The organism is Mesoflavibacter sp. SCSIO 43206, assembly GCF_019904215.1.
GTDB lineage: Bacteria > Bacteroidota > Bacteroidia > Flavobacteriales > Flavobacteriaceae > Mesoflavibacter > Mesoflavibacter zeaxanthinifaciens.
The window spans coordinates 1,665,378-1,687,876 of record NZ_CP063201.1; the positions used below are offsets into that span (position 1 = coordinate 1,665,378).

The window sequence follows — 22,499 nt, forward strand, 5'->3', positions numbered from 1 at the left end:
GTGTTTTTATCCTACTTGATCAATACGCCTTTAAATCTACCTATGTTTTTTAGCGTAATACCTGTTCCTCTAACTACAGCACGTAATGGGTCTTCTGCAATGTAAACAGGTAAATCTGTTTTTTGAGAAAGACGCTTGTCTAAACCACGTAACATAGATCCTCCACCAGCTAAGTAAATACCTGTATTGTAAATATCTGCAGCTAATTCTGGAGGTGTTTGAGATAATGTTTCCATTACCGCATCTTCAATACGCAAAATAGACTTGTCTAATGCCTTTGCTATTTCTCTATACGATATTTGTACCTGTTTTGGTTTACCTGTTAACAAATCTCTACCCTGAACACTCATGTCTTCTGGTGGTAAATCTAAATCTTCGGTAGCAGCACCAATTTGGATTTTAATTTTTTCAGCAGTACGTTCTCCAACATAAAGGTTGTGTTGTGTACGCATGTAGTATATAATATCGTTTGTAAAAACGTCTCCTGCAATCTTAACAGATTTATCACAAACAATACCACCTAAAGCAATAACTGCAATTTCTGTTGTTCCTCCACCTATGTCAACAATCATGTTTCCTTTAGGTTGCATAATATCTACACCAATACCAATTGCTGCAGCCATAGGCTCGTGGATTAGGTACACTTCTTTACCGTTAACACGTTCTGCACTTTCTTTTACGGCGCGCATTTCAACTTCAGTAATTCCTGAAGGAATACAAATAACCATTGTTAAGGCAGGTGTAAATAGCTTTTTCTTTAATGCAGGTATGTTTTTAATAAACATACTAATCATTTGTTCTGACGCATCAAAATCTGCAATTACACCGTCTTTTAGAGGTCTAATAGTTTTGATGTTTTCATGCGTTTTACCTTGCATCATATTAGCTTCTTGACCAACTGCAATGATTTTTCCAGAAACTCTATCTCTGGCAACTATGGAAGGCGCATCTACCACAACCTTATCGTTATGAATAATAAGTGTGTTTGCTGTTCCTAAATCTATTGCGATTTCTTCAGTTAAAAAGTCAAAAAAACCCATGCGCTACGTGTAATTATTTGCTATTAGTATATGATGGTGTAAAAGTAAGAAAAATGCTGAAATTATTATGAATTTAATAATTTACTTGCTACTTAATTTTATTAAGATATAAATTCCTTTTCAAGTAACAGATTTTTTTATGTTTTATTTTATTGAAGTTGAAAATTTTTGCAAAAAAAAAGCTTCAGTGTTTAACTGAAGCTTTTAAATATATTTTAAATAGAAATTAGTGTTTAAAATGACGTGTCCCAGTCATGACCATTGAAATATTATTATCATTACAATAATCAATACTTAATTGGTCTTTTATAGATCCACCAGGTTGAATAACGCTTGTTATACCAGCGTTTCCTGCGATTTCTACACAATCAGGAAATGGGAAAAATGCATCACTTGCCATAACACTTCCTTTTAAGTCAAAATTGAAAGATGTTGCTTTATGTATAGCTTGATTTAAAGCGTCTACACGACTTGTTTGACCTGTTCCACTAGCGCAAAGTTGCTTATCTTTTACTAAAACAATTGTGTTAGATTTTGTGTGCTTACAAATCTTTGAAGCAAAGATTAAATCTTCAATTTCTGTATCTGTTGGTTTTGTGTTTGTTGCATAAGTAAAATCTTCTACAATATCTGTTTTGTTGTCTTTATCTTGTACTAAAACACCGTTTAAACATGTTCTTACGGTTTTAGCAGAAAGCGGTGTATCTTTTAAGATTAATAGAATACGGTTTTTCTTTCCTTTTAAAATCTCTAAAGCTTCACCTGAAAATGAAGGTGCAATTACAACTTCACAGAATAAATTATGAATATCTGCAGCAGTGTCTGCATCAATTTCAAGATTAGAAATTAAAATACCTCCAAAAGCAGAAACAGGATCTCCAGCTAAAGCATCTGCATAAGCTTGTTTTATTGTATTTCGTTGTGCAAAACCACAAGCATTATTGTGTTTTAAGATAGCAAAAGTTGGCGCTTCGCCTTTAAATTCGTTTATTAAATTTACAGCAGCATCGACATCTAAAAGGTTGTTGTAGCTTAATTCTTTACCGTGTAATTTTGTAAACATAGCGTCAAAATCACCAAAGAAGAAACCGTCTTGATGAGGATTTTCGCCATATCTTAAAACTTGACCTTTAGTTTCGCTTAATTTGTAAGCAGGAATATTTTCAGTGGTATTGAAATAATTGAAGATTGCTGAATCGTAATGCGATGATACATTAAATGCTTTTGCAGCAAAACGCTTACGATCTTCTTCGCTTAAATTTCCTTTTTTATCTGTGATTAGCTCTAAAAATTCAGCATAATCATCTACAGAAGACACACAAATAACATCTGCATAATTTTTTGCAGCAGCACGTATTAAAGAAATACCTCCAATATCAATTTTTTCTATGATATCTTGGTTTGATGCGCCAGAAGCTACCGTTTTTTCAAACGGATATAGATCTACGATTACAACATCTATTTGTGGTATGTCAAAGTCTTTCATTTCTTTAACATCGCCATCATGGTTTTGACGATTTAAAATACCACCAAATACTTTTGGGTGTAATGTTTTAACGCGACCACCTAAAATAGAAGGGTAAGATGTTATATCTTCTACAGGAATGACGTTAATGCCTAAATCCTTAATGAATTTTTCTGTACCACCAGTAGAATAGATGGTTACACCTTGTTTGTCAAGTTCTTTAACAATTGGTTCTAAACCATCTTTGCTAAATACTGAAATTAATGCAGATTTAATTGTTTTGTTGCTCATTATAGTTGTGTTAATAAGCCATCAAATGTAATGAATTTCAAGTTTTTTTCAACTTTGTTTGTGATAGTTTTTTTAACTAAAAAATATAAGTTGTTAACATAAAAAAAAGCAACTATAAGAAATAGTTGCTTTTTGTAAGTTGTTGATTAGTTACGTTTTATAATATTGATGCTACTTTTTGGCAAACAAATTCTAAAAAACGTTCGTCTGCTTCTGTAAACGGATCAGGAGTGTTAGAATCTATATCTATTTGACCAATGTTTTCTCCGTTAACAAAAATAGGAATTACAATTTCGGCTTTTACAGTAATGCTACAAGCAATATAGTTGTCTTGTGCAGAAACATCTGGAACGACAAATTTTTTGTTACTTACTGCAACTTGACCACAAATACCTTTTCCAAATGGGATAATTGTATGATCCGTTGGTTCTCCTACGTATGGACCTAGTTTAAGTTCGTTTTTATCACCGTTTTTAAAGTAAAATCCCACCCAATTATAATATTCTATATTGGTTTCTAGAAGTTTACAGATGTTTAAAAGTTTTTCGTCTTTAGATAAAGAAGAATTAGCAATTATAGCTTCAACTTTAGGTTTTAGTGTATCAAAACTCATTTTCATAAAATTTTTGGTAAAAGTATTTAAAAAGGTGTAATTTCCACATTTATAAAACTATTTTTTTTCTATTTACGCATTTGAAATCTTTATTATTACAATACAAGTCTGTTATTAAATTTATAATCACTTTTTTATTGGTTTATGGTGTGCTAAGTTTTGTTTATAGTCAATATCTAGAGCTGTCTAAAGGAACGATTTATTATCCTGATTACGTGACAAATTTGGTTGCTAACCAATCTGAAATTTTATTAGATAGTTTTGGGTACGATAGTCAAGTTTTGCCACATCCTGACGAGCCTTCAATGAAACTTTTAGTTAATGAAAAATATGTTGCAAGAGTAATAGAAGGTTGTAACGGTACAAGTGTTATAATTTTATTTATTGCTTTTGTTGTAGCTTTTGCAGGTAAACCAAAAACCACCTTTTTTTATATTTTGTCAGGTAGTGTTTTAATTTATACAGTTAATCTTTTTAGAATAGTAATTTTAGCAATTGGATTGTATCATTATCCTTGGCGAAAAGAAATTTTACACTCTGTGATTTTTCCAGGAATAATTTACGGAATGGTATTTTTATTATGGATGTTTTGGGTGAATCGTTTTTCTAAAATCAAGAAAACTAATGGGTAAATACGCTAAATATATATGGATAGGTTTGCTGTTTTGCTTATTAGCCTTAGTGCGTTTTTTTGAAAACGAATTGTTTTATGATCCGTACTTGGTGTTTTTTCAAAATGACTATTTGTATTTGGACTCGCCAAGACGCGAAGTTGCAAAATTGGTAGCTTTTACAACATTGCGATATGGGATTAACACCATTATTTCTTTAGGTATTTTATATCTGTTTTTTAAAGATAAAAGTGTTGTGAAGTTTTCGGTATTAGTTTATTCGATTTCTTATGTCATTTTAATTACACTTTTCTTGTACTTTGTTTTAAATCCAAAACAAGAAGATTACTACGTGTTTTTTAATATTAGGCGCTTTTTAATTCAGCCTTTAATATTGTTATTATTGTTGCCTGCTTATTATTATCAACGGTTAAAGACATAAAAAAAACCACTTCAAATTGAAGTGGTTTCTTAGTATTATTTATTTGATGATATTACATCATTCCTGGCATACCGCCACCCATTCCTGCAGGCATTCCTCCAGATGGATTATCTTCTTTAATGTCTACTAAAGCACATTCGGTAGTTAAGATCATTCCAGAAACAGAAGCTGCATTTTCTAATGCTACACGAGTTACTTTTTTAGGATCTATAATACCAGCTTTAAGCATATCTACATAAGCTTCAGATTTTGCATCGTAACCAAAGTCTTTTTTACCTTCAATTACTTTTGCTACTACAACGCTACCTTCTCCGCCAGCGTTTTCAACAATAGTTCTTAAAGGCGCTTCGATAGCTCTAGCTACAATTTGAATACCAGTAGTTTCATCTAAATTATCTGTAGTTAATTTTTCTAAAACAGATTTTGCTCTAACTAAAGCAACACCACCACCAGCAACAATACCTTCTTCTACAGCTGCACGAGTTGCATGTAAGGCATCATCTACACGGTCTTTCTTTTCTTTCATTTCTACTTCACTAGCAGCACCAACATAAAGTACAGCAACACCACCAGCTAATTTAGCTAAACGCTCTTGTAGTTTTTCTTTATCGTAGTCGCTAGTTGTTGTTTCGATTTGTGCTTTAATTTGATTAACTCTATTTGTAATCATGTCTTTATCACCAGCACCATTAACAACAGTAGTATTATCTTTATCAATAGTTACGCGTTCTGCAGTACCTAACATATCAAGAGTTGTGTTTTCTAGAGTGTAACCTCTTTCTTCACTTACAACAGTACCGCCAGTTAAGATTGCAATATCTTCTAACATAGCTTTACGACGATCTCCAAATCCTGGTGCTTTTACAGCAGCAATTTTTAAAGAACCACGTAATTTGTTTACAACTAAAGTTGCTAAAGCTTCTCCATCTACATCTTCTGCGATGATTAATAAAGGTTTACCAGATTGAGCAACAGGCTCTAAAACTGGTAATAAATCCTTCATTGTAGACACTTTTTTATCGTATAATAAAATGTAAGGATTTTCTAAATCGGTAACCATTTTTTCGCTATCTGTAACGAAGTAAGGCGATAAATAACCTCTGTCAAACTGCATACCTTCTACAACGTCCACATATGTATCTGTTCCTTTTGCTTCTTCTACAGTAATTACACCTTCTTTACCTACTTTGCTAAATGCTTTAGCTATTAAATCTCCAATAACATCATCGTTATTTGCAGAGATTGAAGCTACTTGCTTAATTTTTTCTGAAGAGTCTCCAACTTCTTTAGCTTGTTTACCTAAATCGGTTACGATAGCTTCTACAGCTTTATCGATACCGCGCTTTAAGTCCATTGGATTAGCGCCAGCAGCTACGTTTTTTAATCCTTCTTTTACTATTGCTTGAGCTAAAACGGTAGCAGTAGTTGTACCATCACCAGCAAGGTCATTGGTTTTAGAAGCAACTTCTTTTACCATTTGTGCGCCCATATTTTCTAGCGCGTCTTCTAATTCTACTTCTTTAGCAACACTTACACCATCTTTTGTTACAACTGGTGCGCCAAAAGAACGACTAATAGTTACGTTTCTACCTTTTGGTCCTAATGTTACTTTTACTGCATTTGCTAAAGCATCTACACCACGTTTTAATCCGTCGCGAGCTTCAATATCAAATTTTATATCTTTTGCCATTTTTATTTAATTTAATGTTTTTGGAATTGTTAATAATGAATGTTCTAAATCTTAATTTAGGTTTAGAATAATCTTAAATAATTGCCATGATGTCTTCTTCGCGCATCATTAAGTAGTCCTTCCCATCTAATTTGATTTCAGAACCAGAGTATTTACCGTAAAGTACAGTGTCACCAACTTTAACAGTTAAAGGTTCATCTTTTTTACCGTTACCAACAGCAACTACAGTTCCTTTGTGTTGCTTTTCTTGTGCTGTATCTGGAATGTATAAACCAGACGCTGTTTGTGTTTCGGCAGGAAGCGGTTCTACAAGAACACGATCTGCAAGTGGTTTAATGTTTAGTTTACTCATTGTATATATTTTTAGATTATTAAATTTTACTATCATCAATTAGCCAAAAATGTGCCAATGACATAGGACTGACAAACTTTCAGAAACAAAAAATGCCAACTGTAAAAGTTGGCATTTTTGATATATTTTATAGTAATAACTATTGTCCTATTGTAGTTGTATCTACTGGAGTAGACGTGTTGTCTGTTGCAGGTGTTTCTGCTGGTGCAGGTAACTCGATGTTATCATTTTCTAAAATTTTAGAATCTGAAGTAACACCTTGTCTAGGTATTGCTAAACTAGATGTTAATATTAACACTAATAACGCAATTGCTAATGTCCAAGTACTTTTGTCTAAAAAGTCTGTTGTTTTCTTAACACCACCTAATTGTTGTGTGCCGCCACCACCAAAAGAAGAAGATAATCCGCCACCTTTTGGATTTTGTACCATAATTACAACTACTAAAAAGAAAGCTACTGCTATGATTAGTATTAAGAAGATTAAAAATGTATTCATTATATTATAATTTTATTCTTGTAATTGTTCTATTGCTTTAATTTGGTCTGCAAAGAAACCACTTTTTTCTGGATATTTCAAACTTAAAATTTTATAAGACTGAATTGCCTTCTTGTAATTTTTTTGTTCTACATAAATTCTTGCCAAAGTTTCGGTCATTAACGCTTCTGGTTGTATCATCCGATCTTTTGCAAGGTTTTGTTTTTTGCCACTAGTTTTAGCAGGTTCTAACTTTGGGTTGCTTGCTATAAACTTATCTATTAACTCAAATTTTTTGTCTCTGTCTGATTCTTGTTCAGATGAAGATTCTGAAGTATTATTAGTTTCTTCTTCTATAGAAGTGTCTTCATTTCTTTCAATAGGATTAAAACTGGTTAGTTTAAGCCATTCGTTAAAACTATGTGTTTCAGTTTTATCAAACTCTAAAGGTTTACCTATATTTAAAACCTTTTCTGGTGTTTTTTCTTTTTGGTCTTCTGTTTCAACTTCGTTTTTATTAAATTTTGCTATTTCTTTAATTTCAATTTTAGGTTGAAATAATTCTGGATTAATAATTTCTTTTGTGGCTTTTATATGAGTATCTAAATCGTCATCAAAAGTCACACTTTTATTAACCGAAATGTCTTCTGCAGTTACATCTAAATTGTTAATGTAAGCCGTATTTTGTTTGATATAATCTGAAATTTCGTTTTGATTAAAACTTTCTGAAGTTATAAAATCAAATAAGATGCTTCTGTCTGTTGTGTAAGCTGCTGTTTGTTTTAAAGCTTGGTTGTACTTAAAACTTTCTTTGTTTTTTAATCCTTTTAAATATACTGCTCTTGCTGATTGAAAATACGGAAACTCTTCTATAATGCCACTTAATGCATTGGTTTGCTCTTGGCTAACGGTTTGCGGTTGTTGTAAGATTTGTATAAAGTCTTTAGTGGTCATAGTTGTATTTTTACCAATTGGCTAACGAGGCGTTGATGATATCTTGTGTTAATCGCTGAAAAATTTCTTCAAACGCTGTATCTTTTGTTGATCCGCTTAATAATTCGCTACCTGTATAATCGTAGAAGAAAGAAAAGCTTTTTTCAAAATTTTCTTCTTCGTTCAATTTGTTGTAAAATCTAACATTAACACCTATAGTTAATCGGTTTTGTGCAGCTGTACTGTTTGCAGTTGCTGTTGTTGGAGATATACGATACTGTGTGATTTCTCCTTCGTAAACTAAATCTCCGTTAGAGTTTACTAAACTAAGGCTACTTAAATTTAGGATTTGATCTTGCAGCGCTATTGTAAAATCTCTATCTAAACCTGGTTCTATAAGGTTAGCATTATTCTGAAAGTAATTAACTTGAAAGGTTTTTGCGTTAGTTTCGATACCTGTAAACGAGTAGATGCCACAACCAAAAAAGAGTAATGGTAAAATAGCAACTAATATATTTTTATGTAATGTCATCTTAGTTTTTTTTGAAAGTAACGCTTTTTTTATAAATCGTATTGTTTAATCTTTCTATATAATGTGCGTTCGCTTATGCCTAGCTCTTCTGCAGCAAGTTTACGTTTACCGTTGTGACGCTCTAAAGATTTTTTGATTAACTCTAATTCTTTATCTTGAAGTGATAGTGTTTCTTCTTCTTCAATTTCTTCTGCAAAATGATATTTGTCTTCAGTACTTGATATTTTGCTTTCTGATGACTCAGGAATTGATAAAATTTCTAAATCATGTACTTGTTCTTCAAACTCTGCATCGCTTTCATTTTCACCATAGATTTTTTGTATAAGTCCTTCATTATCTTTTTGTACTTCTTTTGCGTTACCGTTTTTCATTAACTCCATGGTAAGCTTCTTTAAGTCATTTAAATCGGCTTTCATGTCAAAAAGAACCTTGTAAAGTATTTCTCTTTCGCTACTAAAATCACTTTCAGATTTAGAAGCATTGACTACAGCTGGTAGATTGCTAGCTCCAGATGGTAAATAAGTTTGTAACGTTTGCGCATTAATAGTTCGATTTTGTTCTAAGACCGAGATTTGTTCTGCTACGTTGCGTAGTTGTCTAATGTTTCCGCTCCAGCGATATCTAAGTAGCATATTTACAGCATCATCTGTTAGCTTAACAGTTGGCATTTTATATTTTAATGCAAAGTCACTAGCAAATTTCCTAAATAAAATATGAATGTCTTCTTGTCTATCTCTTAACGGAGGTAGGTGAATATCTACAGTACTTAAACGATAATATAGGTCTTCTCTAAACTTTTCTTTTTTTATAGCTTCAAACATATTAACGTTGGTTGCAGCAACGATACGTACATTGGTTTTTTGTACTTTACTAGAACCTACTTTAATAAACTCGCCATTTTCTAAAACACGCAATAGACGCACTTGTGTAGTAAGCGGTAATTCTCCAACTTCATCTAAAAAAATGGTACCACCATCTGCAACTTCAAAATAACCACTACGTGTTTGTGTTGCGCCAGTAAATGCCCCTTTTTCGTGTCCAAAAAGTTCACTATCTATTGTGCCTTCTGGTATTGCACCGCAGTTTACAGCAATATATTTACCGTGTTTACGATGTGATAATTGATGTATTATTTTAGGAATACTTTCTTTACCAACACCACTTTCTCCGGTGACTAGTACAGAAATATCTGTTGGTGCTACTTGTATAGCTTTTTCTATAGCACGGTTTAAGCCTGCGCTATTACCTATAATCCCGAAACGTTGTTTTATTGATTGAATGGATTCCATATGAAGAGGAATTTAAGCGATTGGTTTAATTTAAATAATTGAAATTTTCGTTTATTGAAATTGAAAATTCAGGTCCGTAATTGTAAGAAATTTCTCTAGACTGAATTCTGTTTGCAGAGTTATATTGTAAATCGAAATTAAATGTTGTTCCGTCTACAGTAACACTATTCCAGTTTTTTGTAGAATGGAATTGAGCAATTAATCCTCCAATTTCATCAGAATAATCGTCTGCTAAAAAGTTTAGTAAATAACTTTCGTCATAAACTACTTTTAAAGGATTTTCAAAATTATCATAAGCGTAAGTAGCACTATTGTTGCTTTCTCCAGAGCTTACGCTACTTATAATATTACCTTCACTGTTATAAGTTACATCTTCTGCTAGTATTGAAGCTCCGTTTTCAAAAGCTTCTTTTCTTATTAATTGGTCATTATTGTTTAATGTAAACTCTACAGTTATTGAAGAGCCAACTTCTGTTCTTGTAATAACGTTACCGTTGTATGAGTAATTATAAACATGGTTTTCGTTGTAGCTTGGGTCTTCGTAATCGTAATAATTGTATTCTATTTGAGAAATGTTATTACCACTGTAAGTAACAAAATATTCGTTTGTATTTTGACCAGATTCATTTACGCTAATATCGCTAATTACTTGCCCATTAGCGTTTCTTGTAATAGTTTGGTTTTCGGTTACAAATGGACTGTTATTTGTAGATAATTCTATAGAGCTAGAAACGATAATATCGTTAGAGATATTAATATCGCTATTAGTAATTGTGTTTATAGGAAATCCAAAAAACGAAAGAGATAAATCAATATCTAGCTCGTAAACAGATAGTGTTAAATCATCACTATTGCTATTGTTACCATTGTTGCCATTATTATTACCGTTATTTTGGTTGTTGTCAAAATCTGTAAACCCATTATCTAAAGGTTCATTTTCACAAGCAGTAAATAGGCTTAAAGATATAAGAATTAAAAGTAGTTTTTTCATATTTAGTTTTATTAGTTGTTTTTAGATAACCCAATAGCTTCACCTATTAATGTAGCTTTTGTACAATCTGTCACGTTTACATTTACAAAGTCTCCAACTTTAAATTGACCTTTAGGGAATACACATACAATATTATGAGGTGTACGACCTGACCAATGTTGGTTAGATTTTTTAGATTCTTTTTCTATTAAAACTTCTACAGTAGTGTTTAAAAATTGCTTGGTTCTGTATTCGCTGTGTTTTAATTGTAATTCAATAATTTCAGCAAGGCGTCTACTTTTTACTTCTTCAGGGACATCATCTTCTAATTTACGTTCAGCCAATGTACCTGGTCTTTCAGAATAAGTAAACATGTATCCAAAATTATACTTTACATACTCCATTAGGCTTAAAGTATCTTTATGGTCTTCTTCTGTTTCTGTAGGAAAACCAGCAATCATATCTTGGCTAATAGCACAACCTGGAATAATCTCTCTTATATTATCTATTAAAGTGAAATATTCTTCACGTGTATGTAAACGATTCATCACTTTTAAAATGCGATCGCTTCCGCTTTGTACTGGCAAATGAATATGGTTACAAATATTATCATATTTAGCCATCGTTTTAATCACATCAATATGCATGTCTTGCGGATTAGATGTGCTAAAACGAATTCGCATTTTTGGTTGCGCTTCTGCACAAAGTTGTAATAACTTTGCAAAGTCTGTAGCTGTTGCTTTTTGTATATCACTAGCTTTATCAAAATCTTTTTTTAGTCCGCCGCCATACCAAAGGTAGCTGTCTACGTTTTGACCTAGTAAAGTGATTTCTTTATAGCTTTTTGCCCATAAGTCATTAACTTCTTCAATAATACTTTGAGGATCACGACTACGTTCTCTACCACGTGTAAATGGAACTACACAAAATGTACACATATTATCACAACCACGTGTAATACTTACAAAAGCTGTTACACCATTACTGTTTAATCGCACTGGTGAAATATCTCCGTAAGTTTCTTCTTTTGATAGTATTACGTTTATTGCATCACGTCCTTCTTCTACTTCACTAATAAGATTAGGTAAATCTTTATAAGCATCTGGACCAACAACAAGGTCTACTATTTTTTCTTCTTCTAAAAATTTACTTTTTAAACGTTCTGCCATGCAGCCTAAAACACCAACCTTCATTTTTGGGTTTATCTTTTTTACTGCATTATATTTTTCAAGGCGTTTTCTAACAGTTTGTTCTGCTTTATCACGTATAGAGCATGTGTTAACCAATACTAAATCGGCTTCCTCTAAATGTGGTGTTGTATTAAAACCTTCGTTTTGAAGTATTGAAGCTACAATCTCACTGTCGCTAAAATTCATAGAGCAACCATAGCTTTCTATAAAAAGCTTTTTGTTGTTTTCTGCTTTAGAAGGGATAACTAACGTTTCGCCCTGTTTTTTTTCGTCTATTGTTTTTTCCATATATAATATTGAAATACTGCTACTCAATAAGCATGCAAAGGTACGATTAATTTAAAAATATGACAATCTGACAGCTAGTTAAATTATGGTAAAAATTATAAAATTAGGTAGATAAATTTTTTTTAATTTACCTTTGCACTCACAAAAATCAAAGAATGGCGAAGAATTTAGTAATAGTAGAGTCACCTGCAAAAGCAAAAACTATAGAGAAATTTTTAGGAAAAGATTTTAAAGTAGAATCTAGTTTTGGGCATATTGCAGACTTACCTTCAAAGGAACTTGGTGTTGATGTTGATGGCGATTTTGAGCCAAAATATCAAGTCTCTTCCGATAAAAAAGCGGTAGTAAAAAAATTAAAAGACTTAGCTAAAAAAGCCGAGACGGTTTGGTTAGCAAGTGATGAGGACCGAGAAGGAGAAGCTATTGCGTGGCATCTTGCCGAAACATTAGGTTTAGATAAAGAAAAAACTAAACGTATTGTGTTTCATGAGATTACAAAATCTGCCATTATGAAAGCGGTAGAAAATCCGCGTAAAATAGATTACGATTTAGTAGATGCGCAACAAGCAAGACGTGTTTTAGATAGAATTGTGGGTTACGAGCTTTCTCCAGTGTTATGGCGTAAAGTAAAAGGAGGTTTATCTGCTGGTCGTGTGCAATCTGTTTCTGTGCGTTTAATTGTAGAGCGTGAGCGCGAAATTCAAGAATTTCAACCAGAAGCATCTTACAGAATTGATGCCGAGTTTTCTAACGATGAAGGACAGTCTTTTAAAGCAAAATTGCCTAAAACTTTTTCAACAAAAGAAGAAGCCTTAGCTTTTTTAGAAAAAAATGCAACTGCTAATTTTAAAGTCGCAGATTTAACAAAAAAACCTGCAAAAAAATCTCCAGCAGCTCCATTTACAACATCTACGTTACAACAGGAAGCATCACGTAAATTATACTTTTCAGTAAGTAAAACTATGACTATGGCACAACGTTTATACGAAGCCGGTTTAATTACTTATATGAGAACAGATAGTGTAAATTTATCTGACGAAGCAAGAAAAGGAGCAGAGAAAGAAATTGTAGATGCCTACGGTAAAGAATATAGTAAAGAAAGAAATTTTACAGGGAAAACTAAAGGTGCTCAAGAGGCTCACGAGGCGATTCGTCCTACAGATTTTTCAAGACATAGCGTTAATATTGATCGTGATCAAGCACGTTTATACGAATTGATTTGGAAGCGTGCAATTGCATCACAAATGAGTGAAGCGCAGCTAGAACGTACAAATGTTAAAATTGAGGCAGATACACATGATCAAACGTTTACAGCAAATGGAGAGGTAATTAAGTTTGATGGTTTTCTTAAGGTATACTTAGAAGGGACAGATGATGAAGATACAGAGCAAGACGGAATGCTGCCGGCAATGAAGGTAAACGAAACCTTATTAAATAAATATATTACCGCAACTCAACGTTATACACGTCCGCCTTACCGTTATACAGAAGCTTCGTTAGTTAAGAAGTTAGAAGAGCTTGGTATTGGTAGACCATCTACATATGCGCCAACAATTTCTACTATTCAAAATAGAAATTATATTGAAAAGGGAACAGTTGAAGGTGTAGAAAGAGAATACACGCAATTAACCTTAACAGAAGGAAAAGTTGAAGACAAAAAACTAACCGAAAAAGTTGGATCTGATAAAGGAAAATTAGTGCCAACAGATATTGGTATGATAGTTACCGACTTTCTGGTTAATCACTTTGAGAGTATCTTAGATTATAACTTTACAGCAAAAGTAGAAGACCAGTTTGATGATATAGCAGAAGGAAAAGAAGATTGGAAAAAGATGATGAAAACTTTTTACGATAAGTTTCATCCGGTAGTAGAAGATGTTAAAGAAAATGCAGATAGAGAATCAGGAGAGCGTATTTTAGGAGAAGACCCTAAAACAGGAAAGCAAGTTAGTGTGCGTTTAGGTAAATTTGGACCAATGGTACAAATGGGTACAGTAGATGATGAAGAAAAACCAACTTTTGCAAGTCTTGGGCCGGATCAACAATTAAATACAATTACTTTTGAAGAAGCAATGGATCTGTTCAAGCTTCCAAAATCTTTAGGGAAATATAAAGAGGAAGAAGTAGAAGTAAATAATGGTCGTTTTGGACCATATGTTAAGTTTGGTAAAAAATATATTTCTCTTCCAGTAGGACAAGATCCTTTAAATGTCGAGTTAGATCAAGCAATAGAGTTAATTAAAGAAAGAGAAAAAGCAGATGCTCCAATCTATAATTATAAAGGTAAAGACGTAACAAAAGGTAAAGGACGTTTTGGACCGTTTATTAAATGGGACGGTATGTTTATTAACGTAAATAAAAAATACGATTGGGACAATTTAACTACAGAAGATATTGAAACGCTTATTGATGAGAAAATTCAAAAGGAAATAGATAAAGTAGTACATAATTGGGAAGATGAAGGTATACGTGTAGAAAAAGCACGTTGGGGCAGACACAATATAATTAAGGGCAAAACTAAAATAGAGTTAGCAAAAACAGTAGATGCAGCTGCACTAACTTTAGAAGAGGTAAAAGATCTGATAGAAAAGAATGCACCTAAGAAAAAAGCATCAAAAAAGAAAACGACCAAGAAAAAAACAACAGCAAAAAAGAAATAATATATAATGAATTTTAACTTTCTTTCACCAGTACCAGATACAGTTTTAGCGCATAACCAATTACTAGCGCCACTTAGTCTAGGAAGAAAAATTAAAATTCACACTGAACAAGACGGGATTCCTGATTTAGATAACATTAATATTGTAATACTTGGAGTATTAGAAAATAGAAATGATGTAAATTATATAGGAGAAGATTTCAATTTAAATGAAATTAGAAAATCGTTATACTCGCTCTTTCCAGGAAGTTGGTCAACCAACATAGCAGATTTAGGAGATATCCAAAAAGGTGAAAGCATAGAAGATACTTACTTTGCTTTAAAAGAAACACTTTCAATATTAATTCCAAAAAGAATCCTACCTATAATAATAGGAGGAAGCCAAGATTTAACCTACGCTAATTATCGGGCATACGATAGTTTAATGCCAATGGTAAACGTGGTAAATGTAGATCGTGCTTTTGACTTAGGAGATTCTTCCAAACCAATAAAGAATAATAGCTTTGTAGGTAAAATTATTATAGATCAACCTTACAATTTATTTAACTACGCAACTGTAGGTTACCAAACCTATTTTAATAGTCAAGAAGAAATTGACTTAATGGAGCGACTTCATTTTGAGTCTTACAGATTAGGAGAAGTATCAAATGATATTACTTTGGTAGAACCTGTAATGAGAGATGCTAATATTGTATCTATAGATTTAGGAGTGTTAAAAGCAGCAGAAGTAAGCTTAAGACAAAAAGTGTCTCCCAATGGATTAGATGGAAAAGAGATCTGTGCAGTATCAAGATATGCAGGTATAAGCAATAAGGTGAGTAGTTTTGGAATTTATGAATACAAACCATCTACAGATGATGAAATAACATCAATGCTTATCTCTCAGATGATTTGGTATTTTATAGAAGGTGTAAATTGCAGAGTCCAAGATGATAACTTTGCAGATGATAAAAGTCATCAAAAATTTATTACCTTAGCTGACTCTCATGAGTTAATCTTTTATAAAAGCGTTAAAACTGGGCGATGGTGGATAGAAATTCCATTTTTATCAAATGTTAATAATAAATTAAAAAAGCATACGTTATTACCATGCACGCATCAAGATTATTTAGATGCCTGTAATGACAAAATACCAGATCGTTGGTTCAAAGCTTATTACAAGAATAGCGTTTAAGTGAGTGAAAAATCAGATTAAGTGTAAATTTATACCGTTCAAATGTTAAATTTTGACGATAAAACGTGACATTTTTACATTAAAAAGTTGTTTTTTAAAAAATATATAAATATGTTTACGCTCTTAAAATTTTAAGAGTATAAAATTAACCTCGAGTTTTCTATGAATATGAAGAAGTTTGTATTACTAACAGCGGTTTTCGCACTATTGGCAAGTTGTGGGTCTAAAGACAAAGGACAGCTAGTTGGTGTTAAAGGAAAAAAATGGCATCCAGAAAAGCCTTACGGTATGACCTTGATACCTGGTGGAGCCTTTATTATGGGTAAAGCCGACGATGATTTGGCTGGTATCCAAGATGCACCTGCTAAAACAGTTACTGTAGCATCTTACTATATGGATGAGACAGAAATCACTAATAGTGAGTATCGTCAATTCGTAGAATGGGTACGTGACTCAACAATTCGTACCAAATTAGCAATCTTAGCTGATGAGGTTGGAGCAACTCCAGGAGATGGAGGTATTGGTGATTTTGCCTTCAAAGATAATGAAGAAGGAGAAATGACTCCATACGAGCAATACATGTATGATAACTACAGTGGTCTAGGAGAAACTGGTTATGAAGGAAGAAAATTAAATCATGACGTAGATTTAATTTTTGACACAGCAGAATATCCTGATGAATACTATGTAGAAGTAATGGACACTATGTATCTTCCTTTAGAAGAATCTTACAACGGACAAAGAACTTGGGATGTAACTAAGTTTAAATTCCAGTATACTTACATGGATATAGCTAAAGCTGCAAAAAATAAAAAATTAAGACGTAAAGACGTTATAGTAAAAGAAGAGGTAGAAATTTATCCAGATACAACTGTTTGGATTAGAGATTTTGCATACTCTTATAACGAGCCAATGCACAATGACTATTTTTGGCATGACGCATATAGCGATTACCCAGTAGTTGGTGTTTCTTGGCAACAAGCTAAAGCATTTTGTGAGTGGAGAACACTATACCACAATGCAGAAAGAAAAAGAAGAGGTAAACATTTTGTAGCTAGATATAGATTACCATCAGAAGCTCAGTGGGAATATGCTGCAAGAGGTGGTTTGCAAGCAGCTACTTACCCTTGGGGAGGACCTTACGCTAAAAACGACAGAGGTTGTTTTATGGCAAATTTCAAACCTTTAAGAGGAGACTATGCGGCTGATCAAGCATTATATACTGTTGAAGCAGATGCCTATGAGCCTAATGACTTCAACTTATATAATATGGCTGGTAATGTATCAGAATGGGTAGATTCATCATATGATCCAGGTTCTTATGAATACGCATCAACTATCAATCCAAGTGTAAACGATCCTAACAATAAGCGTAAAGTAGTTAGAGGTGGATCTTGGAAAGATGTAGCTTACTTTTTACAAGTAAGTTCTAGAGATTACGAATACGCAGACTCTGCCAGAAGTTACATTGGTTTTAGAACTGTTCAAGATTACATGGGTACAGATGTAACAGCCAATGCAAGAAAATAATAAACTAAACAACTTAACTAAATTATAATAACCTACACTAGTAGACAAAAAACTAAAACTTAGAAATTATGGCACAAAAAGGAAAACTTTCAACAATGAATATGGTCTATGGACTAGGAGCTGCAATCGTAATTATTGGAGCTTTATTCAAGATTCAACACTGGCCTTACGGTTCTTTAATCTTAACAATTGGTATGATTGTAGAAGCAATAGTATTTACTATTTCTGCATTTGAAAAATCTCAAGCAGAATTAGATTGGTCACTAGTATATCCAGAATTAGCAGGAGGAAAATCTACAGGTAAAAAAGCTGTAAAAGAAGATCCAAAAGAAGCAGAAGGATTATTATCTAAAAAATTAGATAACTTATTAAAAGAAGCTAAAATTGACGGAGAGTTAATGGCAAGCTTAGGAGAAAGTATTAAAAATTTCGAAGGTGCTGCAAAAGGAATTGCACCTACAGTAGATTCAGTTGCTGCAACAAAAAAGTATGGTGAAGAAATGACTTTAGCTGCGGCGCAAATGGAGTCTTTAAATAGTCTTTATAAAGTACAAATGGAAGCTGCAACTCGCCAAGCTTCAATTAACGAAGAAACTGTAGAAAACGCTGCAAAATTAAAAGAGCAAATGCAATCTTTAGCATCTAACTTATCTTCATTAAATGGAGTATATGGTGGAATGTTATCTGCAATGTCAAAAAACTAATTAGTAATTAGTTCAAATTTATTTATTAATTAAAAAAAACTAATTAGAAATGGCAGGAGGAAAATTATCTGCAAGGCAGAAAATGATTAACTTGATGTATTTAGTATTTATTGCAATGATTGCAATGACAATGTCAAAAGAAGTACTATCTGCATTTGGGTTAATGGATCAAAAATTTGATAGAGCTAACGAGTTAGCTGCAAATTCAAATGATGGTATTTTAAAGCAGTTAGAAACACAAGCTGATGAAAAACCTGAAGAATTTGCTGCAGCAAATGAAAAAGCAAAACAAATAAGTATAATCTCTGACGAATTTTATAAGTTTTTAGATGATGTAAAAGCTAAAGACATTGTAAAATTAGGAGGTTACGAAATGGAAGCAGGAGAGTTACCTTACGAAGAAATGGACAAAGGTGACAAACTTGACGAACATTGGTTTACTGGAGACAGACTAACTAAAAGAGGTCAAGAGATTGTTGACAGAATAGAAAAGTACAAATCAGATATTAAAGCTGTTATCCCTAACGAAGGAAAGTGGCAACCTGTTATTACTAGCTTTGAAGAGCGTTTTAGCACAAACAAAGTTGAAAATAAAGACGGAAAAAAAGTTGATTGGTTAAACTATCACTTCCAAGGTTTTCCAGCTATCGCATCTTACACTAAGTTAACAGCGATGCAAAATGATGTAAAAGCTACAGAGACTAACATTTATAATGGGTTTTTAGGAAACTTAGTTAGTGATGCTACATCATTAAAAAATTATCAAGCAATTGTATTAGCAGATAAATCAGCGTTTTTCGCAGGTGAAAAATTCCAAGGGCGTGTAGTTTTAGGAAAGTATGCTAATGTTGTACCAACAAAAATGACAGTTTCTGGTCAAGAAATAGATTTATCTAATGCTATCGATTCTACAGGAGCAGCTAGATTAGACTTCAACGTAGGTAATGTTGGTGAGCACGAAATTGATGGTAAATTTACTTTCTTAGAAGATGGTAAGCCATTAGAAATTGACATCAAAGGTAACTATGTTGTTGTACCAAGACCTAACTCTGCTACTATATCTGCAGACAAAATGAATGTTGTTTACCGTGGTGTACCTAACCCAATGACAATTTCATTTGCTGGTGTGCCAGATAACAAAGTAAAAGCCTCAGGTAATGGATTATCTAAAACTTCAGGTGTTGGTAAATATGTTATGAATCCAGGTGGAGGTAAAGAAGTAACTATTAATGTTACAGCTACCTTAGACGATGGTTCTTCAGCTAGAGATAGCAAAACATTTAGAATTAAAGATATTCCTAAGCCAACTGGTAAAATTGCTGGTATGTCTTCAGGATCTTTACCAAGAAACAACGTAGAAATAGGTACTATTAAAGCAGAATTAGAAGACTTTGATTTTGATTTACCGTTAACGGTAACAGGTTTCAAATTTAAAGTTCCTGGTGAAGCTACTGTAAGAGTATCTGGTAACAAATTAAACGGACAAGCTAAAGCAGCGTTAAGAAAAGCTAAGCGTGGTGAAGCTATCCAAATATTTGACATTTCGTCAAAAGCTAATTCAAGCGTAAAAATTAAGCCGGCAACAGCTATCGTTATCGAGTTAGCAAACTAATCATAATTGATTAACAATTTTAAAATTTTTCAGATGAATTATAAATCTTTATTAGCAATCGTATTCGGAGTAGTTTTTACTGCTCAAGTAAATGCACAAGCTAACATTCTTAATGCAAAAGATCCAGATCAAATTGGGTTTAGAACAGAAGAACAAAAAGCTTTAGATAACGACAAACCTTTAGAATACGGTTATGTTGATGATAGAGATATTATGTTTGCTAAAATGACTTGGGAAAAAGTGGTTTTAGATGAGCGTGTAAACTTTCCATTATACTATCCAGTAGATACAAATAATATTGGTAGTGATAGACGTTCTTTATTTGATGCGTTAATGAAAGCTGTAGACGAAAATAAAATTGAAGACGTTTACACAGACTCTTATTTTACTTCAAAGAAGACTAAAAAAGAGATTGCTCAAATCAGAACATCTATTGATACAATGGACATTGGTTACGATCAGTTAAATGCAGATGGTTACGTAGATCCAGAATACATTATTAAGAGAACAATTTCTGCTTACAATGTATCTGCTTACTTAATCAAAGGATTATGGTACTTTGACAAGCGTCAAGGTGAATTAAAATACCGTATTCTTGCAATAGCACCAGCTGCTCCAGATGTTAACTTTATCGATTCAGACGATCCTGCTAATAATGAGCCAATCCCATTATTCTGGATTTTCTATCCAGATGCAAGAGATGTTTTACACGAAGCAAAAGCATTTAACACTAAAAACAGTGCTATGCCTTTTACTTTTGATCATATCTTAAATTCAAGACGTTTTAATGGTGTTATTTATAAAGAAGAAAACGTTTATGGAGATAGAGAAGTAAAAGAATACATTGCAGAAAATGCTTTAATGCAACTTTTAGAATCTGAAAGAATTAAAGAAAAAATTAGAAACTTTGAGTTAGACATGTGGTCTTACTAATAAGTAACTAAATAATATTTAAAACGCTCACTATTTTAGTGAGCGTTTTTTTATACCCTTTATTACCTTTGCACTATGGAAGTAGATTACATTATTGTTGGTTGTGGTTTAGCGGGAATAGCCTTTTGCGAACAACTATATTTAAACCAAAAGTCATTTGTTGTTTTTGATGATCAAAGTCAGCAATCTTCATTAGTAGCTGGCGGACTGTATAATCCGGTAGTTTTAAAACGATTCTCAAAAGTTTGGAAAAGTAAAGAGCAGTTAGATTTAGCTATTCCAGTCTATCAAAATATTGAAGATAGACTTGATGTAAAATTAGATTATAAAATTCCTGTAAGACGAAGGTTTACTTCATTAGAAGAACAAAACAATTGGTTTGAAGCTTCAGATAAAGACGGTTTAAAACCTTTTTTAAACACTAATTTAATTACTAATGAAAATGATGAAATTGATGCTGATTTTAAATTAGGCGAAGTTTTAGAAACCGGAAAAATAGATACCAATACGTTAATTGATAACTATAAAATCTGGTTAAAAAGTTTAAATAGTTTTTACCCTGAAAGTTTTATTCATGATCAATTAGAAGTAAATCCATCAGGTATACATTATAAAACTATAAAATCAAAACATATTGTCTTTGCCGAAGGTTTTGGATTAAAAGAAAACCCATTTTTTAATTATCTACCGCTTAATGGAACAAAAGGCGAACTTCTAATTATAAAAGCTCCAAAATTAAAATTAGATTATGTACTTAAGTCTAGTGCATTTCTAATACCCTTAAAAGAAAAAGATCAATACACTGTAGGTGCTACTTATGAGTGGACTGATAAAACTAATAATATTACCCAAAAAGCGAAAGGAGAGCTTTTAAATAAGCTTAAAACCTTTTTAAAATGCGATTTTGAAGTTGTAAATCAAGTAGCAGGAATAAGACCAACGGTTAAAGATAGAAGACCATTAGTTGGTGCTCATCCAGAACATAAAAATATGTTTGTGCTTAATGGTTTAGGAACAAGAGGTGTTATGATTGGACCTTACATTGCAAAACAGCTTTTTAATCACATTGAAAATGAAATACCTTTAGATGATGAGATTAATATTAGCAGATTTGCTAATACATAGTAGATAGTTGCGTTAGCGGTAGTAACGGTATCCTTTTTTTATGGATTACTTAGCGTAGTCGTAATTGATCCATAAAAAAAGATATAGTGGATAACGCGACCTTTATACTAAACACTTTTAGTATAAAGGTAACGCCCAAAAATTAACTTTTTTTGGCTAATTTTTTATCGTAGCTCATAAAAATATTAATCCAAATATTTCTAGAAAGTCTTACTATTACTGGATAAAACACAATTAAAGCGCCAACAATAGCTAAAAAAGCAGTCTTTAAAGACGACCCAATAAAAAGGTAGCTAATAACAAAAGCGGCAACACCAAAAGCAATACCAACTGCATAGCTAACATACATTGCACCGTAAAAGAATGATGGTTCTATTTTATATTTTGTATTGCAATTGCTACAACGCTCGTGCATGCTAAATAGTTTTGAAACATTGTACGGATTAGGATCTTCATACATTGATTCTTCTTGACATTTTGGGCATGCGCCAGTTATAATAGAGTATATTTTAGAGCCTTTTTTAAACATAATATTTGTGTACTTTTGCAATTGATTTTAAGAAACACAAATTTAAAGTTTC

General features: G+C 32.5%; 21 protein-coding genes. 9 read left to right on the plus strand and 12 right to left on the minus strand.

What is annotated here, in order from left to right; all coding sequences use genetic code 11:
* Positions 1–11 precede the first annotated feature (11 nt).
* The 3 genes from INR78_RS07660 to INR78_RS07670 form a co-directional block, all read right to left on the minus strand.
* Complete coding sequence (locus tag INR78_RS07660; protein WP_027880522.1) at positions 12–1,040, minus strand: rod shape-determining protein; 1,029 nt, start codon at positions 1,038–1,040, stop codon at positions 12–14.
* Positions 1,041–1,266: 226 nt separating this feature from the next.
* Positions 1,267–2,796 carry a bifunctional phosphoribosylaminoimidazolecarboxamide formyltransferase/IMP cyclohydrolase gene (gene purH / locus INR78_RS07665; protein ID WP_223076049.1) on the minus strand — a complete coding sequence of 510 codons (1,530 nt, stop codon included), beginning with the start codon at positions 2,794–2,796 and terminating at the stop codon, positions 1,267–1,269.
* A 157-nt stretch (positions 2,797–2,953) separates the two neighbouring features.
* Complete coding sequence (locus INR78_RS07670; protein ID WP_223076050.1) at positions 2,954–3,409, minus strand: GAF domain-containing protein; 456 nt, start codon at positions 3,407–3,409, stop codon at positions 2,954–2,956.
* 80 nt (positions 3,410–3,489) lie between these two features.
* Between INR78_RS07670 and xrtF the strand changes: the two genes are divergently transcribed.
* Both xrtF and INR78_RS07680 read left to right on the plus strand, forming a co-directional pair.
* Positions 3,490–4,041 (plus strand): exosortase family protein XrtF, encoded by a 552-nt coding sequence (gene xrtF / locus INR78_RS07675; RefSeq protein WP_027880526.1) that lies wholly within the window; start codon positions 3,490–3,492, stop codon positions 4,039–4,041.
* Complete coding sequence (locus tag INR78_RS07680) at positions 4,034–4,462, plus strand: exosortase F system-associated protein (protein WP_223076051.1); 429 nt, start codon at positions 4,034–4,036, stop codon at positions 4,460–4,462. The genes xrtF and INR78_RS07680 overlap by 8 nt, the downstream gene beginning before the upstream one ends.
* A 52-nt stretch (positions 4,463–4,514) precedes the next feature.
* Here the strand turns inward: INR78_RS07680 and groL are convergent, their stop codons facing one another.
* From groL to miaB, 8 genes are all read right to left on the minus strand, one after another.
* Entirely contained in the window at positions 4,515–6,152 is a 1,638-nt protein-coding gene (gene groL, locus INR78_RS07685; RefSeq protein ID WP_027880528.1) for a chaperonin GroEL, read from the minus strand.
* A 73-nt stretch (positions 6,153–6,225) separates the two neighbouring features.
* Positions 6,226–6,504 carry a co-chaperone GroES gene (groES, locus tag INR78_RS07690; RefSeq protein ID WP_223076052.1) on the minus strand — a complete coding sequence of 93 codons (279 nt, stop codon included), beginning with the start codon at positions 6,502–6,504 and terminating at the stop codon, positions 6,226–6,228.
* Between the two features lie 139 nt (positions 6,505–6,643).
* Positions 6,644–7,000, minus strand: a complete 357-nt coding sequence (gene secG / locus INR78_RS07695) for a preprotein translocase subunit SecG (protein WP_106676535.1) — start codon at positions 6,998–7,000, stop codon at positions 6,644–6,646.
* A 12-nt stretch (positions 7,001–7,012) separates the two neighbouring features.
* Entirely contained in the window at positions 7,013–7,933 is a 921-nt protein-coding gene (locus tag INR78_RS07700; RefSeq protein ID WP_223076053.1) for a hypothetical protein, read from the minus strand.
* Positions 7,934–7,943: 10 nt separating this feature from the next.
* Complete coding sequence (locus tag INR78_RS07705; protein WP_223076054.1) at positions 7,944–8,444, minus strand: LptE family protein; 501 nt, start codon at positions 8,442–8,444, stop codon at positions 7,944–7,946.
* A 29-nt stretch (positions 8,445–8,473) separates the two neighbouring features.
* On the minus strand, positions 8,474–9,733 hold the full coding sequence (locus tag INR78_RS07710; protein WP_223076055.1) for a sigma-54-dependent Fis family transcriptional regulator: 1,260 nt from the start codon (positions 9,731–9,733) through the stop codon (positions 8,474–8,476).
* Positions 9,734–9,758: 25 nt separating this feature from the next.
* A complete protein-coding gene (locus tag INR78_RS07715; protein WP_223076056.1) occupies positions 9,759–10,724 on the minus strand; it encodes a hypothetical protein in 966 nt (321 codons plus the stop codon).
* An 11-nt stretch (positions 10,725–10,735) separates the two neighbouring features.
* Complete coding sequence (miaB, locus tag INR78_RS07720; RefSeq protein ID WP_223076057.1) at positions 10,736–12,181, minus strand: tRNA (N6-isopentenyl adenosine(37)-C2)-methylthiotransferase MiaB; 1,446 nt, start codon at positions 12,179–12,181, stop codon at positions 10,736–10,738.
* Between the two features lie 155 nt (positions 12,182–12,336).
* Here miaB and topA point away from each other — a divergent pair, with 155 nt between their 5' ends.
* From topA to INR78_RS07755, 7 genes are all read left to right on the plus strand, one after another.
* Entirely contained in the window at positions 12,337–14,841 is a 2,505-nt protein-coding gene (topA, locus tag INR78_RS07725) for a type I DNA topoisomerase (RefSeq protein WP_223076058.1), read from the plus strand.
* 6 nt (positions 14,842–14,847) lie between these two features.
* Positions 14,848–16,014 carry a formimidoylglutamase gene (locus tag INR78_RS07730; RefSeq protein WP_223076059.1) on the plus strand — a complete coding sequence of 389 codons (1,167 nt, stop codon included), beginning with the start codon at positions 14,848–14,850 and terminating at the stop codon, positions 16,012–16,014.
* A gap of 162 nt (positions 16,015–16,176) precedes the next feature.
* Entirely contained in the window at positions 16,177–17,544 is a 1,368-nt protein-coding gene (gene gldK / locus INR78_RS07735; RefSeq protein ID WP_223076060.1) for a gliding motility lipoprotein GldK, read from the plus strand.
* Between the two features lie 68 nt (positions 17,545–17,612).
* Positions 17,613–18,248, plus strand: coding sequence for a gliding motility protein GldL (gene gldL, locus INR78_RS07740; RefSeq protein ID WP_027880539.1), 636 nt, complete (start codon positions 17,613–17,615; stop codon positions 18,246–18,248).
* A gap of 49 nt (positions 18,249–18,297) precedes the next feature.
* Positions 18,298–19,860 carry a gliding motility protein GldM gene (gene gldM / locus INR78_RS07745; RefSeq protein WP_223076061.1) on the plus strand — a complete coding sequence of 521 codons (1,563 nt, stop codon included), beginning with the start codon at positions 18,298–18,300 and terminating at the stop codon, positions 19,858–19,860.
* Between the two features lie 33 nt (positions 19,861–19,893).
* Entirely contained in the window at positions 19,894–20,793 is a 900-nt protein-coding gene (gldN, locus tag INR78_RS07750; protein ID WP_223076062.1) for a gliding motility protein GldN, read from the plus strand.
* Positions 20,794–20,868: 75 nt separating this feature from the next.
* Positions 20,869–21,918, plus strand: coding sequence for an FAD-binding oxidoreductase (locus tag INR78_RS07755; RefSeq protein ID WP_223076063.1), 1,050 nt, complete (start codon positions 20,869–20,871; stop codon positions 21,916–21,918).
* Positions 21,919–22,060: 142 nt separating this feature from the next.
* Here the strand turns inward: INR78_RS07755 and INR78_RS07760 are convergent, their stop codons facing one another.
* A complete protein-coding gene (locus tag INR78_RS07760; RefSeq protein WP_223076064.1) occupies positions 22,061–22,447 on the minus strand; it encodes a DUF983 domain-containing protein in 387 nt (128 codons plus the stop codon).
* Positions 22,448–22,499: the final 52 nt, after the last annotated feature.

Excerpts from the sequence above, each read along its gene's own strand:
- groL (WP_027880528.1), bottom strand. The coding sequence starts at position 6,152 with ATGGCAAAAGATATAAAATTTGATATTGAAGCTCGCGACGGATTAAAA.
- secG (WP_106676535.1), bottom strand. The coding sequence starts at position 7,000 with ATGAATACATTTTTAATCTTCTTAATACTAATCATAGCAGTAGCTTTC.
- INR78_RS07670 (WP_223076050.1), bottom strand. The coding sequence starts at position 3,409 with ATGAGTTTTGATACACTAAAACCTAAAGTTGAAGCTATAATTGCTAAT.
- purH (WP_223076049.1), bottom strand. The coding sequence starts at position 2,796 with ATGAGCAACAAAACAATTAAATCTGCATTAATTTCAGTATTTAGCAAA.
- INR78_RS07710 (WP_223076055.1), bottom strand. The coding sequence starts at position 9,733 with ATGGAATCCATTCAATCAATAAAACAACGTTTCGGGATTATAGGTAAT.
- INR78_RS07660 (WP_027880522.1), bottom strand. The coding sequence starts at position 1,040 with ATGGGTTTTTTTGACTTTTTAACTGAAGAAATCGCAATAGATTTAGGA.
- INR78_RS07680 (WP_223076051.1), top strand. The coding sequence starts at position 4,034 with ATGGGTAAATACGCTAAATATATATGGATAGGTTTGCTGTTTTGCTTA.
- INR78_RS07730 (WP_223076059.1), top strand. The coding sequence starts at position 14,848 with ATGAATTTTAACTTTCTTTCACCAGTACCAGATACAGTTTTAGCGCAT.
- miaB (WP_223076057.1), bottom strand. The coding sequence starts at position 12,181 with ATGGAAAAAACAATAGACGAAAAAAAACAGGGCGAAACGTTAGTTATC.
- gldL (WP_027880539.1), top strand. The coding sequence starts at position 17,613 with ATGGCACAAAAAGGAAAACTTTCAACAATGAATATGGTCTATGGACTA.
- INR78_RS07715 (WP_223076056.1), bottom strand. The coding sequence starts at position 10,724 with ATGAAAAAACTACTTTTAATTCTTATATCTTTAAGCCTATTTACTGCT.
- gldK (WP_223076060.1), top strand. The coding sequence starts at position 16,177 with ATGAATATGAAGAAGTTTGTATTACTAACAGCGGTTTTCGCACTATTG.
- INR78_RS07760 (WP_223076064.1), bottom strand. The coding sequence starts at position 22,447 with ATGTTTAAAAAAGGCTCTAAAATATACTCTATTATAACTGGCGCATGC.
- gldN (WP_223076062.1), top strand. The coding sequence starts at position 19,894 with ATGAATTATAAATCTTTATTAGCAATCGTATTCGGAGTAGTTTTTACT.
- groES (WP_223076052.1), bottom strand. The coding sequence starts at position 6,504 with ATGAGTAAACTAAACATTAAACCACTTGCAGATCGTGTTCTTGTAGAA.
- INR78_RS07700 (WP_223076053.1), bottom strand. The coding sequence starts at position 7,933 with ATGACCACTAAAGACTTTATACAAATCTTACAACAACCGCAAACCGTT.
- INR78_RS07755 (WP_223076063.1), top strand. The coding sequence starts at position 20,869 with ATGGAAGTAGATTACATTATTGTTGGTTGTGGTTTAGCGGGAATAGCC.
- topA (WP_223076058.1), top strand. The coding sequence starts at position 12,337 with ATGGCGAAGAATTTAGTAATAGTAGAGTCACCTGCAAAAGCAAAAACT.
- gldM (WP_223076061.1), top strand. The coding sequence starts at position 18,298 with ATGGCAGGAGGAAAATTATCTGCAAGGCAGAAAATGATTAACTTGATG.
- INR78_RS07705 (WP_223076054.1), bottom strand. The coding sequence starts at position 8,444 with ATGACATTACATAAAAATATATTAGTTGCTATTTTACCATTACTCTTT.